Annotated in this window: 7 protein-coding genes and 5 pseudogenes; 7 read left to right on the forward strand and 5 right to left on the reverse strand. The window is 40.2% G+C overall.

Features of this window, described 5'->3' with window-relative positions:
* The 5 genes and pseudogenes from JCM21531_RS22745 to JCM21531_RS15105 form a co-directional block, all read left to right on the forward strand.
* The coding region (locus JCM21531_RS22745; RefSeq protein ID WP_279379089.1) for an RNA methyltransferase substrate-binding domain-containing protein at positions 1-323 on the forward strand (323 nt) is incomplete at its 5' end.
* The gene (locus tag JCM21531_RS24055; RefSeq protein ID WP_279379090.1) at positions 311-478 is read left to right on the forward strand and encodes a TrmH family RNA methyltransferase; all 168 of its coding nucleotides are present in this window, start codon (positions 311-313) and stop codon (positions 476-478) included. The genes JCM21531_RS22745 and JCM21531_RS24055, both read left to right, overlap by 13 nt.
* 10 nt (positions 479-488) lie before the next feature.
* Positions 489-725 (forward strand): TrmH family RNA methyltransferase, encoded by a 237-nt coding sequence (locus tag JCM21531_RS24060; RefSeq protein ID WP_279379091.1) that lies wholly within the window; start codon positions 489-491, stop codon positions 723-725.
* A gap of 202 nt (positions 726-927) precedes the next feature.
* Positions 928-9,666 (forward strand): annotated as a pseudogene (locus JCM21531_RS25195) (glycoside hydrolase family 94 protein).
* 96 nt (positions 9,667-9,762) lie between these two features.
* Positions 9,763-10,641, forward strand: coding sequence for a DUF7847 domain-containing protein (locus JCM21531_RS15105; protein WP_038291115.1), 879 nt, complete (start codon positions 9,763-9,765; stop codon positions 10,639-10,641).
* Between the two features lie 95 nt (positions 10,642-10,736).
* On the opposite strand, the pseudogene JCM21531_RS24625 reads toward JCM21531_RS15105, so the two are convergent.
* The 4 genes and pseudogenes from JCM21531_RS24625 to JCM21531_RS15125 form a co-directional block, all read right to left on the reverse strand.
* Positions 10,737-11,833, reverse strand: a pseudogene (locus tag JCM21531_RS24625) (DUF3810 domain-containing protein).
* Between the two features lie 5 nt (positions 11,834-11,838).
* Positions 11,839-12,545: pseudogene (gene aat, locus JCM21531_RS15115) on the reverse strand (leucyl/phenylalanyl-tRNA--protein transferase).
* A pseudogene (gene clpA / locus JCM21531_RS15120) lies at positions 12,545-14,867 on the reverse strand (ATP-dependent Clp protease ATP-binding subunit ClpA). Before clpA ends, aat begins: the two co-directional pseudogenes overlap by 1 nt.
* Before the next feature lie 64 nt (positions 14,868-14,931).
* Positions 14,932-15,231: an ATP-dependent Clp protease adaptor ClpS gene (locus JCM21531_RS15125; RefSeq protein ID WP_038291117.1), complete on the reverse strand. Its 300-nt coding sequence runs from the start codon at positions 15,229-15,231 to the stop codon at positions 14,932-14,934.
* A 243-nt stretch (positions 15,232-15,474) separates the two neighbouring features.
* Between JCM21531_RS15125 and JCM21531_RS24925 the strand changes: the two are divergent.
* A pseudogene (locus JCM21531_RS24925) lies at positions 15,475-15,846 on the forward strand (sulfite exporter TauE/SafE family protein).
* Complete coding sequence (locus tag JCM21531_RS15135) at positions 15,843-16,292, forward strand: sulfite exporter TauE/SafE family protein (RefSeq protein WP_054847135.1); 450 nt, start codon at positions 15,843-15,845, stop codon at positions 16,290-16,292. Before JCM21531_RS24925 ends, JCM21531_RS15135 begins: the two are co-directional and overlap by 4 nt.
* Here JCM21531_RS15135 and JCM21531_RS22815 read toward each other — a convergent pair.
* Positions 16,282-17,013, reverse strand: a complete 732-nt coding sequence (locus JCM21531_RS22815) for a hypothetical protein (RefSeq protein WP_243467797.1) — start codon at positions 17,011-17,013, stop codon at positions 16,282-16,284. The two genes, JCM21531_RS15135 and JCM21531_RS22815, sit on opposite strands and share 11 nt — an antisense overlap.
* Positions 17,014-17,208: the final 195 nt, after the last annotated feature.

Consider the following 17,208-nt stretch of genomic DNA (forward strand, 5'->3'; position numbering starts at 1 on the left):
GAAGAAAAACATGTTTTATAGAAGGTATAAGGTTTGTGGAAGAGGCATTAAAAGAAGGGGTTCAGATACATAAAATTCTTGTTTCCGACAAGCTTGCCGACACAAATTCCGGCAATGAAATATTAAAAAAGGTGAATAACGGCGGATATTCGGTTTTTGCGCTGCCTCATAAACTTTTTGAGGAAGTATCCGATACTCAAAATCCGCAAGGGATACTTGCGGTGTTGGGCATAAAAAATTATAGCATTGAAGAAGTTTGGGATGAAAAGAATTTCTTCATAATTTTAGATTCAATTCAGGACCCGGAAACATGGGAACAATAATTAGAACTGCTGATGCGGCAGGGGCAACGGGTGTAATAGTATCCAAGGGTTGTGTTGATGTCTATAACCCCAAAGTTCTAAGGTCAACCATGGGTTCTATTTTCATGTGCCTATATGCTTGTGCGAAGATATTTTTAAATCAATGGACAGCATGAAAAAAGAGGGATTAAGATTTGCGCTGCTCATCTTGAAGGCGGTTGCAATTATTTCGACCTTGAATATAGAGACAATATTGCAATTGTTATCGGAAACGAAGCCAACGGAATAAGTGAAGAAGTAAAAGATTATGCCGATATTTTGGTAAGGATACCCATGCCGGGAAGGGCGGAGTCTTTAAATGCATCGGTGGCTGCGGGTATACTAATGTATGAAGTTTTGAGGAAAAATGTAGGTAAACAATAATTTTTATATAAATTTTATTTGTTAAATCATTCATTTAGTGGTATACTTATCTATAGCAGTTCTTTATCAAATATATTTTATAGCACTTATGTTTTGAAATTCTCTATTTGGCATATAATAAAGTATGCTCCTAAACAAACTCAGTTTTATGTTAATATTTGCAGAAAAATAAGCTTCAAAATATAAAAACAGGAGTTGATAGATGCAAATGCAACTATACATTTTATATCTTTTAGCTTTATCAGCTATATTATTGTGCTTATTTTTGCTATTGAATTCAAAACGTAAGGATAGACAAAGACAAATAAAAGTACGGGATGCAGCTTTGAGCTTGATGAACTTGAAGCCTATGCAAAAGAAATAGCGATTGAACATTCCGTATCCGGCAAAAAGAGTATGTTTTCCTGGCCAATACCCAGGATGAATGATAGTTACAGGTATATAATGTCTGTATATAGAGATATGAATGAAGATGTACAAAAGGGTATCAGCACTACGCCTGCTGCTGAATGGCTTTTGGATAATTTTTATATTATTGAAGAGCAGGTAAAGAGCTTAAGAAGGGATCTTACAAAAGAGTTTTATGCAAAGCTTCCTGTGCTGAGCAGCGGACACCTCAAAGGCTATGCAAGAATATACTCCATAGCCCTTGAACTGGTTTCCCATACCGACGGCAGGATTGATGAAAAAGTGCTGATTAACTACATAAAAGCATATCAATCCAACAACGTGCTTACCGGAAGGGAATTGTGGGCTTTCCCTATAATGCTCAAGCTTGTGCTTATAGAGAAAACAAGATATATTTGTGAGAAAATTGCGCTGGCTCAGCAGCAAAGGCGGAAAGTAGAAGAAATCCTCAAAGATTTTGATGAAAATATTGAGAATACTTATCAACTGATAACTGCCATAGATAACGAGCTTAAGGGAAAATATGAGGTAAATTCGGCATTTATCGAGTATCTTGCATACAAATTCAGAAAGATGGGCAGGGCCTATACCCATGTTCTGCGCTATATAGATGAAAGGCTTAGTGAAAGCGGCACAACCGTTGATGCCATAACTCAAAAAGAGCACAACGAACAGACGGCGAGCAAAGCATCTATAGGCAATTGCATAGTGAGCCTGAAATTTATTTCCACTGTCAACTGGGTGGATATTTTTGAAGAGCTCAGCAAAGTGGAGCAAATTCTAAGAGAAGATCCTGACGGTTTTTATTCCTTGATGGATTTTGAGTCGAGAAACTACTACAGAAAAAGAGTGGAAGATCTGGCACTAAGATACCGTGTTTCGGAGTCCCATGTTGCCAAAAAAGCTGTTGAACTTGCTCAAAATGCCATGGGAAAGAATGATCCTGCCGATAAAGGTTTGACCCATGTGGGTTACTATCTTGTAGGAAAAGGTATTTGTGAGCTGGAAAAGGAAATAGGTTATGAAAAAAGCTTTAACAGAAGGGTGTTTGAAAGGATAAAAGAGCATCCGGCATCTTTGTATTTCGGTTTTATATGTCTTATCACTCTTTTACTTGTGGCATGTGTGGTACAATATGCTTTTTTCGGCTCTGTAAATTATGGTATTGTTATGGCAATTATTGCAGGCCTGGCGGTGATTGTTCCTGCAACGGACATTGCAGTTAATTTTGTAAACTGGGTACTGTGCAGGGCAATAAAACCTTCGCTGTTGCCAAAGCTTGACCTTGAGGACGGAATACCTCAAGAGTATGCTGCAATGGTTGTTATACCAGCTTTGCTTCCGGATGAGCATCGGGCGAGGGAGCTTATTGACAACCTTGAGGTGTATTATTTGGCTAACCGGGAGAAAAATTTGTATTTTTCCATTGCGGGTGATTTCAAGGATGCTCCCAACAAAGAAATGGCCGGTGATAAAAAGATAGTTGAGGTAGCCTTAAGCCGAATTGCCGAGCTTAATGAAAAATACAGTCAAAAAAACGAGAGTGGAAAAAAACAAGCTCCAGATATATTTTATTTTTTTCACAGACACAGGCAGTTTAATGAAAAGCAAAATAAATGGATGGGATGGGAAAGAAAAAGGGGTGCCCTCCTTGAGTTTAATGAGGTCCTCTTAGGCTCAAAATCTACGAGCTATTCAATAATGTCCCATGATGTGGCTGAGCTTCCGAAGGTGAAATATGTTATTACTCTGGATGCGGATACAGTACTGCCTCTAGGTGCAGCCAAAAAGCTGATAGGAACCATGGCACATCCTTTGCACAGGCCTGTGATTGATGAGAAAAGGGGAATAGTAACCGAGGGCTACGGGCTTTTGCAGCCAAGGATAGGCTTTGATATAGAAAGCGTTAATAAGTCATTGTTTTCTAGGATATTTGCCGGTGAAGAGGGAATAGACTTATGCCAGTGCCATTTCCGACGTTTATCAAGACCTTTTCGGCGAGGGTATTTTTACCGGTAAGGGTATATATGACCTTGAGGTTTTCCAAAAGCTTTTGAAAGATGCCATACCCGATAATACCGTACTCAGCCATGACCTGCTTGAGGGTTCGTATGTCCGGGCAGGGCTTGTGACAGATATTGAGTTTATCGACGGTTATCCCTCGAAGCTAAACTCCTATGCAATGAGGCTTCACCGTTGGGTTAGAGGAGACTGGCAGCTTCTGCCGTGGCTTTGCAGCAAAACGAGAGACAGAAGGGGGAATAAAATTAAGAACCCTCTATCGTTAATTTCTAAGTGGAAGATATTGGATAATCTTAGGAGAAGTTTGGTGGCACCTTCACTAATACTTCTTATTGCTTTGGGATTTAGTGTTTTGCCGGGAAGTCCGTTTTTCTGGTTGGGTGTTGCCTTATAACCATATATTTTCCTTTAATAACGGGAAGTATAGACTATATTGTATCAAAACCTTTAGGTGCTATTACTTCAAAAAGATATAAACCGGCCATATACGGGCTTAAGGCGTCTTTTCTGCAAATGACTCTGCAGTTTGTCTTCCTGCCCTATAATGCATGGCTTATGGTGAATGCAGCAGTATTGAGTCTTGGCAGGGTTTTATTTACAAAAAGAAATATGCTTGAATGGGTAACTGCTCTGGATGTTGAAAGAGGCCTTAAGAATTCACTTAAAGGCTATGTAATAAAGATGAAGACAGCAGTTTTTCAGGCTTTGATTATTGTTGCTCTGGCTTTTGTGTTTAAGTCTGGAGTTGCGGCGTTGGTATCCGTTCTTCTGTTTGCTGTGTGGGTTTTATCGCCTTTTATAGCTTATTGGGTAAGCAAAGAGACGGTTTACAAGATGGAAACTTTAAGCGATGAGGAGAATTTAGAGTTAAGGCGTATTGCAAGAAAGACATGGAGATATTACGAGGAGTTTGTAAACAGGAGAAACAACTATCTTGCACCCGATAACTATCAGGAAGACCCTCCGAACGGTATAGCATACAGGACATCTCCCACCAATATCGGATTGGGTATGCTTGCAGCCCTTACGGCAAGGGACTTGGCTATATAGGCACTCTGGAGCTTTGTGATATAGTCTCAAGAACCATGAATACTATTGAAAAGATGGAAAAATGGAACGGTCATCTTTATAACTGGTATGATACGCGGACACTGGAATGTTTAAGACCAAGATATATTTCCACTGTTGACAGCGGAAACTTTGTTTGTTACCTCATAACTTTGAAGGAGGGATTGGCAGAGTATCTGAACAGGCCGCTTGAGGACAGAGCGTTTATTGACGGAATAAGGGATACGGCAAGTTTGATTGCCAAAGAAAGCGACAACCCTTACAGGGATATTTCATGCCTTGAGGAATGTATTGTAAATACTGAGGGCAAAAGTTATGTAGATATTCCGCGCATGATGAAAGCCTTGACAAAGCTTTCGGAAAATGCAGAACAAATGAGGGAGAGCAAGGATGTGTGGAAGGCAAAGGTTGACAGCATGATAGAGATGCTGAAAATAGAGCTGTACACCTATATGCTTGGTGCGACATGGTTGCGGAATTATCCGAAGCTAATATAAAGGAGCATTTTGACGGCATAATAAAGAAGCTGAATTCCGGTTACTCTCTTAAGGATATGCCGGCTGTATACAGGAACGTAATAAAAGAGATTGAAAAACTAAAGAAAAAGCTAAAAGGCGGTCAGCACAAAGATACAGACGGGCTGGATAAACTAAGGGATGCCTTGGAAGGAGCTGCTGAAAACGCGGACAACTGGTAGAAAGGTATGTGGATTTAATAAACAGGATAAGCAAGATTGCAGATGAGACGGAATTTGTTCATTTATATGACAAAAAGAAGCAGCTGTTTTCCATTGGGTATAATATTGAAGAAAATGCCCTTACAAATTCATACTATGATTTGCTGGCATCTGAGGCAAGACAGACCAGTTACATTGCCATTGCAAGAGGAGAGGTGGATCAGCAGCACTGGTTTAAACTTGGTAGGACGCTTACTCAGATAGACCGTTACAAAGGAATGATTTCGTGGAGCGGAACCATGTTTGAATACTTTATGCCCCTGCTTATTATGAAGAGCAATAAGAACACTCTGCTTGACGAGACCTATTCTTTTGTAGTAAGGAGCCAGAAGAAGTACGGTAGGCAAAGGAACCTGCCCTGGGGAATATCCGAGTCAGGCTTTTATTCCTTTGACATTAATCTGGATTATCAATACAAGGCCTTTGGGGTGCCATGGCTGGGACTTAAGAGGGGACTTGTTGAGGATATGGTGGTCTCTCCATATGCGACGATGTTGGTTCTTCCTGTGGTCCCGAGAGAAGCTATGGATAATTTAAAGAGGCTGATTAACGAGGGGGCAAATGGGCATTACGGCTGTATGAAGCAATTGATTATACCCCCGACAGGATAACTTTGGGTCAGAAAAAGGGTATTGTAAAGAGCTATATGGCTCACCACCAGGGTATGAGCATATTGGCCCTTAACAACTATTTTAACGACAATATAATGCAAAAACGGTTCCATACCGACCCTGTGGTTGATGCTGCAAAACTTCTTTTGATGGAAAAAGTTCCGTCAAATATAGTGTTTACTAAAGAGAACAAGGAGAAAATACTTCCGTTCAAGGATGTGGTATATGATGAGAAAGATTGCTTGAGGGAGTATGCTGTTCCTGACCCTGTGCTTCCGAAAGCCCATATACTTTCAAACGGCAACTACTCGGTTATGGTTACCGACAGAGGTACCGGCTACAGCAGATGGAAGGGCCTGGATGTAACCCGGTGGAGGGAAGACGTAACCTTGGACAATTACGGTATGTTCTTTTATATAAGGGATGTGGAGAGCAATGAAGTGTGGTCATCCACTTTTGCACCGGGCCGTAAAGAACCCGATGAATACAAGGTTGAGTTTACCTCGGGAAAAGCTAAGTTTTACAGAAAAGACGGAGATGTTGACACTTTGACGGAGATAGTGGTTTGCGCCGGTGAAAATGCGGAGATTAGAAGCATTACATTGACGAATCACGGGTCGGAAAGTCGTGTTATTGAGACTACAAGTTATTTTGAGCTGGTTTTGTCCGGCCATGGTGCGGATATTGCCCACCCGGCCTTTGGGAATCTGTTTATCAGAACTGAGTTTTCACCGGAACATAACTGTCTGATTGCCAGCAGAAGACCGAGATTGGAAAAAGAAAAGCCGGTATGGATGATGAATACCGTTGTTTTAGAGGGAGAAGGAGTTGGAGGCTTGCAGTATGAAACCGACAGAATGCAGTTTATAGGAAGAGGCAGAAATGTGTCGGAACCAATTGCGCTAGAGCCTCACAAGCCTCTTACCAACTCTGTGGGGGCGGTACTGGGACCCGGTTATAAGCTTTAGGCAGATGGTTAGGATTGACCCTGGAAAATCAATAAAAATATCCTATGTGACTGCAGTGGCGAATGAGCGGGAAGCTGTAATGGAGCTGGCTGCGAAATTTAACAGCCCACAGGTGATAAAGGATGAATTTAGTATGGCCATCACAAAGAGCCGTGTGGAAGCCAGATATTTGAACCTTGATACGGAAGAAATCGAACTGTATCAGGATATGATTTCCCATATATTGTTTCTCAGCCCTCAGCAAAAGCAGAAGCAGAAATGTATAATGAGCAACAAAAAAGGACAGTCGGGTCTGTGGCCTTACGGTATTTCGGGAGATATACCGATAGTACTTGTCATGCTGGACAAATCCGATGACATAGATATTGTGAGAGAAATACTGAAGGCTCATGAATACTGGCGTTTAAAGAAGCTGGCAGTGGATTTGGTTATACTAAATGAAGAGGAAAACAGCTACACCAACCCGCTAAATAGTTTGCTGATGGATATAATTGCCGAAAGTCATGCCCATGACCTGGTTAACAAGCCGGGAGGAGTTTTTATTCTTAAGAAAAGCAATATGCCTATGGAAGACATTGATTTGATTTGCTCGGTTTCGCGGATAGTGTTAAAAGGTAATGAGGGTGACTTAAAAGAACAGGTAAAATATGCAAAGAGCATTGCTTTGGCAGAGTTTAAGCAATTTGACAAAAAGCCGTCAAGCTATGATTCCAGCCTCAAAAAGGATTTGGAGCTAAGCTTTTACAACGGTCTTGGAGGATTTAGCAAGGATGGCAAAGAGTACGTTATTTTCCTGGAAAACGGCCAGAATACTCCTTTGCCATGGATAAATGTAATTTCCAACCGGAGTTTTGGGTTTATCGTAACAGAGTCCGGTTCAGGTTATACATGGTTTGAAAACAGCCGAGAGAATAAGCTTACCCCTTGGTCAAACGACCCGGTAAGCGATACACCGGGAGAGATATTGTACATCCTGGACGACCGTACAGGAGACATATGGTCGGTAACGCCGCTGCCTGTGAGAGAGAAGGAACCATATATAATAAGGCACGGTTTTGGCTATACAGTTTTTAGTCATGCAAGTCACGGTATCGAACAGGAAATAGTACAGTTTGTTCCGGTTGACGATTCGGTGAAAATTAGTGTGTTAAAGCTGAAAAACCAATCGAAGGAAAACAGGGAGCTGAGCCTGACATATTATATAAGACCGGTTCTTGGAGTTAGCGATCAGTTTACTGCCATGCATATAAATACTAAGGCCGATAACGGTATGATTTTAATAAGAAACAACTATAATGATGAGTTTTACGGCAGAGTGGCTTTTGTTGATACTTCACTTAAGGCCGGCTCTATAACCTGCGACAGAAAGGAATTCTTTGGGGCGGGAGATATTGCAAGTCCTGAAGGAATAAAGCGTGCATCGCTTTCAGGAACGACCGGCGCAGGTTTTGACCCTTGTGCAGCTATAAGCGTCAATGTAAGCCTCAAACCTGATGAGGAAAAAGAAATGGTTTTTCTTCTCGGTGCAGGCAAGGATGAGCAGGAAGCAAAGCAGATTTGTGCAAAATACAAGAAGCTTGAAGAGGCAAAGAAAGCCTTGAATGAAGTGAAGAAATTCTGGGAGTCGAAGCTTGGGGCATTGCAGTTTGAGACTCCGAATCCGGCAATGGATATACTGCTGAATGGATGGCTGGTGTACCAAGTTATCTCCTGCAGAATCTGGACCAGATCCGGATTCTATCAGTCAGGGGGAGCATATGGCTTTAGAGACCAGTTGCAGGACAGTATGTCATTAACCCATATATGGCCGGAAGTTGCCAGAAATCAGATACTCCTTCATTCGAAGCACCAATTTTTAGAGGGAGATGTACAGCACTGGTGGCATGAAGAAAAATACAAAGGGACTAGAACAAGGTTTTCCGATGACCTTTTATGGATGCCCTATGCTGCGGTTGAGTATATAAGGATTACCGGGGACTATGATGTGCTTCAGGAAAAGACACCGTTCTTGGAAGATGAACCTTTAAAGGAGTTTGAGGATGAGGCTTATCGTGTTCCAAGGGTGTCCCAGACGGTATCGACCCTGTATGACCACTGTATCAGAGCTATCAACAGATCTCTTAAGTTTGGTGAGCATGGAATACCGTTAATTGGATCCGGGGATTGGAATGACGGAATGAATACTGTGGGTAATAAGGGCAAAGGAGAAAGTGTATGGCTCGGCTGGTTCCTTTACACCATACTGAAGAATTTTGCTCCATTGTGTGAGAAAATGGGAGATAAGGAACTTGCAGAAAGGTATCTGGATACGGCCGACAAAATTGCTGAGAATATTGAAAAAAATGCTTGGGACGGAAACTGGTACAGGAGAGCATATTTTGACAATGGAGTGCCTTTGGGTTCCATACAAAACAGCGAATGCCAGATTGACTCTTTGGCTCAGTCCTGGGCGGTAATATCCGAAGGAGGAAATAAGGACAGAATTGTTGATGCCATGAATGCCTTGAAAACTATTTGGTAAAGCGGGATGAGGGACTTATAAAACTTCTTACGCCTCCTTTTGATGAAGGAGACTTGGAGCCGGGTTATATAAAAAGTTATGTTCCCGGAGTTCGTGAAAACGGCGGACAATACACCCATGCTGCTGCCTGGGTTATTATGGCCTTTGCAAAGATGGGAGACGGAAACAAAGCGATGGAGCTTTTTGACCTGTTAAATCCCATAAATCACTCAAGAACGCATATTGAGTATTCCCGGTATAAAGTAGAGCCATATGTTATGGCTGCAGATGTCTATTCGGTACCGCCCCATACGGGCAGGGGAGGATGGACTTGGTACACCGGCTCGGCAGGGTGGATCTATCGTGTGGGTTTTGAATACATTTTGGGATTCAAAAGCGTGGAGAAACTCTTGAGATAGACCCGTGCATACCGGGATATTGGAGTGATTTTAAGATAAAATACCGTTATCGCGATACTGACTATGTGATAGAAGTAAAAAATCCGGAAAGAGTAAACACCGGAGTTAAGAAAGTTGTTGTTGATGGCAGAGAGCTTGAGAGCGGTAAAATTCAGCTTGTTAATGACAAAGAAGAACATAAAGTAGAGGTTTATATGGGAAAGAAGTAAAGATTTTGATAGACAAATAAATAAATCTAATTTATAATTAATCTGAATATTTTAATTTTTTCCATATTTTATTGTTCTTCTAAAAAGGAGGTCTTTATGAGATATTTGGAGAAAGTATTTAATTTCTTTGGAAAGCATTTTTTGATTTCGCTGCCTTTGATTATAGTCACTGCCATACCCGCTATTATCGCCGGTAGTGTAAGTAATGCGGAATTGACGCAGACTATTAACGAATTGAGCGTTAGTTTGGCCAATAAGGATATAGATCCTTTCCTGGCAATAGATATGATATTGGGAGTTTTGCGTCCAATATTAATTCTGTCAGCTATTGCCAACATTGTATCTCTTGTGCTGAACTTGTTTGTGATGCCTGCAACTTATGGGATGATCAACAAAGGATTGGAAACGGATAATGTCAGTATTGCAGACTTTTTTCCTCAAATGACGAGAAATCTGCCAAAATTTATTGTTTATCTAATATTCAGTTTCTTTGTTGATATTATTTTGTGGCTTATTTTCTTCCTCATTGTAGCTTTGTTTGTGTTTATATCCATAACCCTCCGAGGTGCTGGAGACACGGCTTTTGTCCTGGGAATTGTACTTACCGCGGTAATTGCTGTAGTACTTTATGTTGTAATGTACGGAATAAAGTGTATTCTTTCTTATTGGTTCCCGGCTATGGTGGTTGATGACATGAAGGTTACTTCGGCATTTAATAAGGCTATTGAGGTAGGAAGGTCCTATTTGTTCCCGACGATAGGGATTACCTTTCTTATTTCGCTAGTTAGTTCACTCATTGTGGGGATGTTGAATAATTTGGCCAGTGTGTTGCCGTATGTAGGGCCTATATTAATAAGCATACCTGCGGCGTTGGGAACCTTTATTACGCTGACGTTCTATTTGACAGTATACAGGGATAAGACCCGTAAGGAAGAAATTGAAGATGTAATAAATATGCCCGAGGAGTATATTTAAAATCCTCTGAATACAAAGAATGCTTAACCGGTACGAATATCGGTTAAGCATTTTTTATAAATTTTTTGCTTTGACCAACCTGATTTGTACTACTGTTATTGCTGACTTCTGTATTCTGCTATAAGTAGGTCCACCATTCTTCCGTAGCTTCTTACTCCGTCTTTCTGCATATTTGCTTTAAGGTAGGTATTGTTCACTGAGGATGAGAAATCTTGTACAGGAGTATCGTATTTTTCCCAATAGCTGTTTGAGGCGGTTAGGTCCCGGATTAACCCTTCACTGTAGTTGTTTCTCAATTTAAAGTATTCATCCCGATTGTACTGATATAGCGCGTTGGTTGCGTTTATCAGAGCCGATAGAGTACCGGAATATTGAAAATCCGGTGAAGGATGGTTTTTGCAAGCAATATATGCTACAAAGTTTGCCTCATCCTCTCTGGCAAAACCTATTTGGTGGGCCATTTCGTGGCAAGCTGTAAAAGGAATTGATGTATGGGGCATCGAGATGTTTATGTTTGCTTCGCCGGTAAAGGGAAAGTAAACTCCTCCGATGCAAGATAGGACATCACTTCAGATAAAATTACACCCTTTGGTCTTCCGTAATTGTGATATAATTCCGGATATGTTTTGGAAGCAGTTTCATAACCCATATATGCTGTTTTCAATGTTTCATTTATACCGGTTGAGAGCTTCATAACCCCGTTGTCATCTTCTGCTACATATTTTCTAAGCTCATTTGCGCGAACTAGCAGACTTTCGCATACATCGAGCAATTCGTCAACGGAAGCGGGACTTGTGTCATAACCGGCAATTCGGGAAAAGGGAAGTCTCTGATAATTGATTCCCCACAAAAGCATAAATGCAAAGTATAATATGCTTACAGCAGTAAGGATATTGACTAGAGCGTTGCATAAAATTTTAAAAGCTTGAGAAGATGATTTTACCATTTTTATAACTGTTTTTATGATGTAAAACAGTATGAATAAAATGGATAGTACCACCAGTATTTCTGCGACGGATACCGGTATATAACCCGAAACGAGATTAAGCAGCTTTGCAATTAGTCTGTAAACACCTCTTGTGTAAATTCTTTCTGCAAGGTTGGGAACCTTGGAGGAAAGAAATTGCATTAGATATGCTAGGGGCACAAGAAGGATGAAAAACAGTTTTTTGTTAAGTTTTGGCATATTCATACATCCTACCAGCCTTTAGAATCATTTTTTTGTGTTTCATTAAAGAACTTCCAATTGCCTCTCAGCGTCTCGTGAGCAAGTCCTTCTTCAAGGTATTTTAAGAATAAGTCACGATCGATATTTACTGCTCCTAAAGATTCAAGATGTTTTGAACAGACCTGGCAGTCAATCAAAAGGAACTCTTTTTCTTCGAGTTTTTGACAGAGGGTGATAAGTGCCGTTTTTGAAGCGTTATCCATAACCGAGAACATAGACTCACCGAAAAAACATTTTCCTAAAGAGACGCCGTATAGTCCTCCTACAAGGGAACCGTTATACCAGGTCTCAATGGAGTGGGCAAATCCCAAGTCGTGCAGTTTGGAATAACTTTCGATAATGTCTTTAGTAATCCATGTATTATCCTCTCTTAATTTTGCACACATGGAGATACATGTTCAAAGCACATGTCAAAGGTAACTTCGTAGAGCTGTTTCTTTAAAAATTTCTTCATGGATTTTGATACTTTTATGTCTTTGGGAAAAAGCACACACCTGGGGTCCGGTGACTACCACAATATAGGGTCGTCTTCCGAAAACCAGGGAAATATTCCGTTTAGATATGCAAGGAGAAGACGCTCACAAGACAGGTCTCCTCCCACTGCTAAAATTCCATCTTCATTTGCCAGTGAAGGATGGGGAAAAACCAATTCCTCCGAAAGTCTAAAAACGGGCATCAATCATCACCTTTGGTTCTATTTGTTATTTTAATTTCTCCGTCCGCTACATCTATTACTGCGGTGCCGCCTTTGGAAAGCTCTCCGAAGAGAACTTCATCAACAAAATATGTTTTTATTTTGTCCTGAACAAATCTTAATATTTCACGGGCACCATAAACCGATGACAGGCCCTTTTGAGCAATCCATTTATAACATCTTGCAGTTACCTTAAGATCGATATTCTTTGCTTTTAGCTTTTCTTTAAATTGGTTTATAACTTTTTTGGCTATAAGCAGAGCCATATCCTCATTGATATGATTGAATACCACAATATCATCCAGCCTGTTTCGAAACTCCGGTGAGAATATTCGCTCAACTTCTTTTGTCATGGCACTTCTGTCGATATTTCTGCTGTCAAATCCTATGAGTACTCTTCCAACCTCCCGGGCACCGGCATTGGAAGTCATTATCAGAATTACGTTTCTGAAATCCGCTTTTTTTCCGTTGTTATCCGTAAGTACTGCATAATCCATTATTTGAAGCAGCACATTGTAAATATCGGGGTGCGCTTTTTCGATTTCGTCGAGAAGCAGTACACAGTGCGGAGTTTTTCTGATTGCGTCGGTCAAAAGTCCGCCTTCCTCATATCCCACATATCCGGGAGGGGCACCTATCAACCTTGAAACAGTATGCTTTTCCTGGTACTCACTCATATCAAACCTTAGAAGAGGAATGTCGAGAATCGAGGACAACTGCCTTGCAAGCTCAGTCTTACCAACCCTGTAGGTCCTACGAAAAGAAGGGAGGCAACAGGCTTCTCATTTTCATTAAAGCCTGCTCTGGACCTTTTTATAGCTTGTACAACAGTGTCAATTGCGTTGTCCTGACCGAATATTGCGGATTTTAGTTTAACATCAAGGTTTTTAAGCCTTGAAATCTCATCGCGGGACACACTCTGTATCGGTATTTTTGCGATTGAAGATACCGTACGCTCAATATCCTTGCTTTTTACGGTAATTACCTTGTCCTCATCTTTGGCTTGCAGGCGCACATAGGCTCCCGTTTCGTCGATCACATCTATCGCCTTGTCGGGAAGATGCCTGTCTTGAATGTATTTTGCAGAAAGCTCTGCGGCAAGACGCAGGGAGCTTTCGGTGTATTTTACCTTGTGATATTCCTCATACCTGTCCTTGAGGCCTTTGAGTATCTTGACAGTGTCTTCAACTGACGGCTCCGGAACATCAATCTTTTGAAATCTCCTCGACAAAGCCCTGTCCTTCTCAAAGTACTTTTTATACTCTTCATAGGTGGTTGAACCTATAAACCTCAATGTACCTTGTGTAAGAAAGGGCTTTATAATGTTTGATGCATCCATGGCACCGTCAGATACGGCACCTGCTCCGACTATTGTATGAATTTCATCTATATACACAATTGCCTTCGGCTGGTTTTGAATTTCATTGAGTACCTTTTTAATGCGATCTTCAAAGTCACCGCGGTATTTGGTACCTGCCAACATGCTTCCCATGTCAAGATAATATATTTTGCTTCCTTTTAAGGTTTTGGGAACCTTATCCTCCACAATCATTTTTGCCAGCCCCTCGGTAATGGCAGTTTTTCCGACTCCGGGGTCTCCGACATGAATAGGATTGTTTTTAAGTCTTCTGGATAAAACCTGAATGGTCCGTTCGAGGATGTCTTCTCTGCCAATAAGGGGATCTATTTTGCCTTTTCTCGCTTTTTCCGTAAGCTCAATTGTAAAGTGCTGCAGAAAATCACTTTTGGAGGAGTCGGAATCGTCCTCCGCATCATCCTCGAATTCATAATCATAATCGAAATCATCATCAAACTGATAAGCTTCGAGATATGCCTCAGGTTCAAAGGATTTTAAGGATGTCTCCGAGTTTTTGGGAACCAGAGACACCCCGTGAGAAATATATTTTAAGACATCAATCTTCTTAATGCCGTTCTTTTGAAGTATATAACTGGCAAAAGACTCTTTTTCTCCGTAGAGAGCCACTATAATATCGCCAATACGTATATATTCTTTGCCGGAAGCGATGCACTGATAGGCAGTAGACTGCATAACACTGTTGACACCAAGGGATTCAATAGGCTCATGGTTTTCAACAATGGTCATGTTGTTGTGGAAAAAGTCCAGCAAATCTTTTTTGAGTTCTTCAATTTTCCGCCGCAGTTTTCAATTATATCCTTACCTTCATCAAAGAACAGGGAAGCATAAAGAATATGCTCGGGCGTAAAAAATTCGTGTTTTTGGTGTTTTGCTTCATTATATGCTGCAATTAAAATTTTATTTGCTACATCATCCAATCTCATCATGGAGTCACCATCCCTTTTACTGATAACGAAAATCATTTTTGGTTTATGTAAAAAATACAAGCAGCTATTCCGGCTCCATAATGGCTGCAAGTGGGAATTCTCTTTCGGCTGCCATTTTTTCCACCAAAGCTATTTTGGTTCTGGCAATGTCATAGGTATAAATACCGACAATTCCTTTTCCTTTACGATGCACGTCAAGCATAATTCTTGTGGCATCGGCGGCAGTTTTATGAAAAACCGTTATAAGTATCTCAACAACAAAATCCATTGTTGTGTAGTCGTCATTGAGAAGAATCACCTTATACATTTTTGGCTTTTTAAAGTCTATATTGGTTTCTTTTTTTAATATCGTCTTTTCAGCCATAAAAAGCAACTCCTATCATATAAAGCATGCTTTCTATACATAAATCCTGTGTTACCCAAATATAACTGCTCATATATAACTGTCTACATACAATAGAATTATAACAAATACGGCTGCATCAATACAACAACAATTGGTTTATAATTCATGGAAAGTTATAGAATTTAATCAAAATGCAGAATATATATTTAAAATTAATCAAGAATAAATGTTGTAAAAAACATTTATTTCGGAGTGGTTTTTTTGAACAAAGGCAAAATTTCAGTATCCAAATATATCAAATTTGCAATAATTGGGCTTGTTACAGGGATTGCAAACGGACTTTTCGGTTCCGGAGGAGGGACAATAGCTGTCCCTGCCATGGTTTTACTGCTGAAAGAAGAGGAACATGTGGCCCATGCAACTGCCATATCAATTATTTTGCCGTTGACTTTGGTAAGTGCCTTTATTTATGTTGCAAACAGCTATATCGATTGGATCTGACGATAAAACCATGTTGGGTGGGGTTGTAGGAGGGTATTTGGAGCAAAGCTTCTTAATATCTGTCCTTCCCATATCTTAAGAAAAGTTTTTGCGGTATTTATAATAGCGGCAGCTGTAAGAATGATAACATGACGAAAGTAATAAGGAGGAAAAATGCTTCTTTTTTGATAGGACTTGCTTCAGGAATAATCAGTGGAATGGGAATTGGGGGAGGAGCAATTCTTATTCCGGCCTTAGTATTTTTTGTCAATCCGGACCAGCATATTGCACAGAGTGTAAACCTTTTATTTTTTATACCCACAGCGGTAATAGCTCTTGTTGTACATATAAAAAACAAGAGGGTAAACTTTAAGCTGACGATACCGATTGTCATCTTCGGGCTTGTTGGTGCATTCTTGGGTTCCAGATTGGCAGTATCACTGCCCGGCATATCCCTAAAAAGGTATTTTGGAATATTTCTTTTGGTACTGGGTTTTTATGAGATGCTAAGAAAGGACAAGAAAAAAACAAGGAACAGGGTAAAGAAAATTAATATCTTTAAAAGCCCTGTTCCGATTATACTTTATTTTACCTGTTAAATTGCTCTGTAGGGTCAATTGGTCTTGGTATGTCGACTTTGGGAAGTTCGGGCTGAGGATTTACTACATTGGGGATTGTATTGACCGATGGATTGTAGATGTCATTTCCCGTAGCCGGCCCCTGAAAATTGCTGTTATTGTTGCTATTATTGAATTTTTGGAGACTTTCGAGGGCTTTCCTCTCAATATCCTCTACGGTAATAAGACTGCTTTCGGCAATTTTAGAAAGCTTTTCTTCCCGAAGTTTATAATATGAGTCTTTGTCTGTAAGGTATTTGTCAAAATCAATATCCAACTGCAGAGAAAGAAGGTATTCGTCAAAGATTTCCTCCATACTGCCAAAATTCTTCTCCAGCTTGACAAGATAATATACAGCCTTATCTTCGGAAATTTTGGAGGAGAGCTCCGAATACTTTATTGTGTCGGAGGAATTTTCGCCGTACGGGTCGATATTGGGTGACGAAGGATTAAAGCTACTGCTAAAGGTCTGTATTTCACCAAGCTGAAGAGTTATTCTTTTTACAAAGAGCTCCGCCGATTGAATTTTATTTGGATCGACACCTTCCGATTTGAGCTTTTCAACATAATTTTCCGAAGGAATATTGGCTGAAGAAGATATGTCGGAGGTTCCGGTATTGCCTTGCCTGCAGGCAGTAAATGAGAATAATAATGCTGCTGTGATAGCAAAGCATAATATTTTTACTTTTATGTTTTTGGTCATTGATGCTCCCCCTCTTTTGTTTGATGACAATTCCAAGTTGTTTTAATTTTCCAACATCATTTTAGCATAATTTTTTAGATGGGCGATATATAAACAAAAAAAAATATATACGTTTTGTTTAAAAATAATAATATTAAATAATTTATGCATTAAGGGCTTGGCATTTTTTGTACTATAGGGTATAATAAAAATAAT

It is taken from the genome of Acetivibrio straminisolvens JCM 21531, from assembly GCF_000521465.1.
Classification (GTDB): Bacteria; Bacillota; Clostridia; order Acetivibrionales; family Acetivibrionaceae; genus Hungateiclostridium; species Hungateiclostridium straminisolvens.

Coding starts and splice junctions, on each gene's coding strand:
- JCM21531_RS24055 (WP_279379090.1), top strand. CDS start 311: ATGGGAACAATAATTAGAACTGCTGATGCGGCAGGGGCAACGGGTGTA.
- JCM21531_RS15105 (WP_038291115.1), top strand. CDS start 9,763: ATGAGATATTTGGAGAAAGTATTTAATTTCTTTGGAAAGCATTTTTTG.
- JCM21531_RS15125 (WP_038291117.1), bottom strand. CDS start 15,231: ATGGCTGAAAAGACGATATTAAAAAAAGAAACCAATATAGACTTTAAA.
- JCM21531_RS15135 (WP_054847135.1), top strand. CDS start 15,843: ATGACGAAAGTAATAAGGAGGAAAAATGCTTCTTTTTTGATAGGACTT.
- JCM21531_RS22815 (WP_243467797.1), bottom strand. CDS start 17,013: ATGACCAAAAACATAAAAGTAAAAATATTATGCTTTGCTATCACAGCA.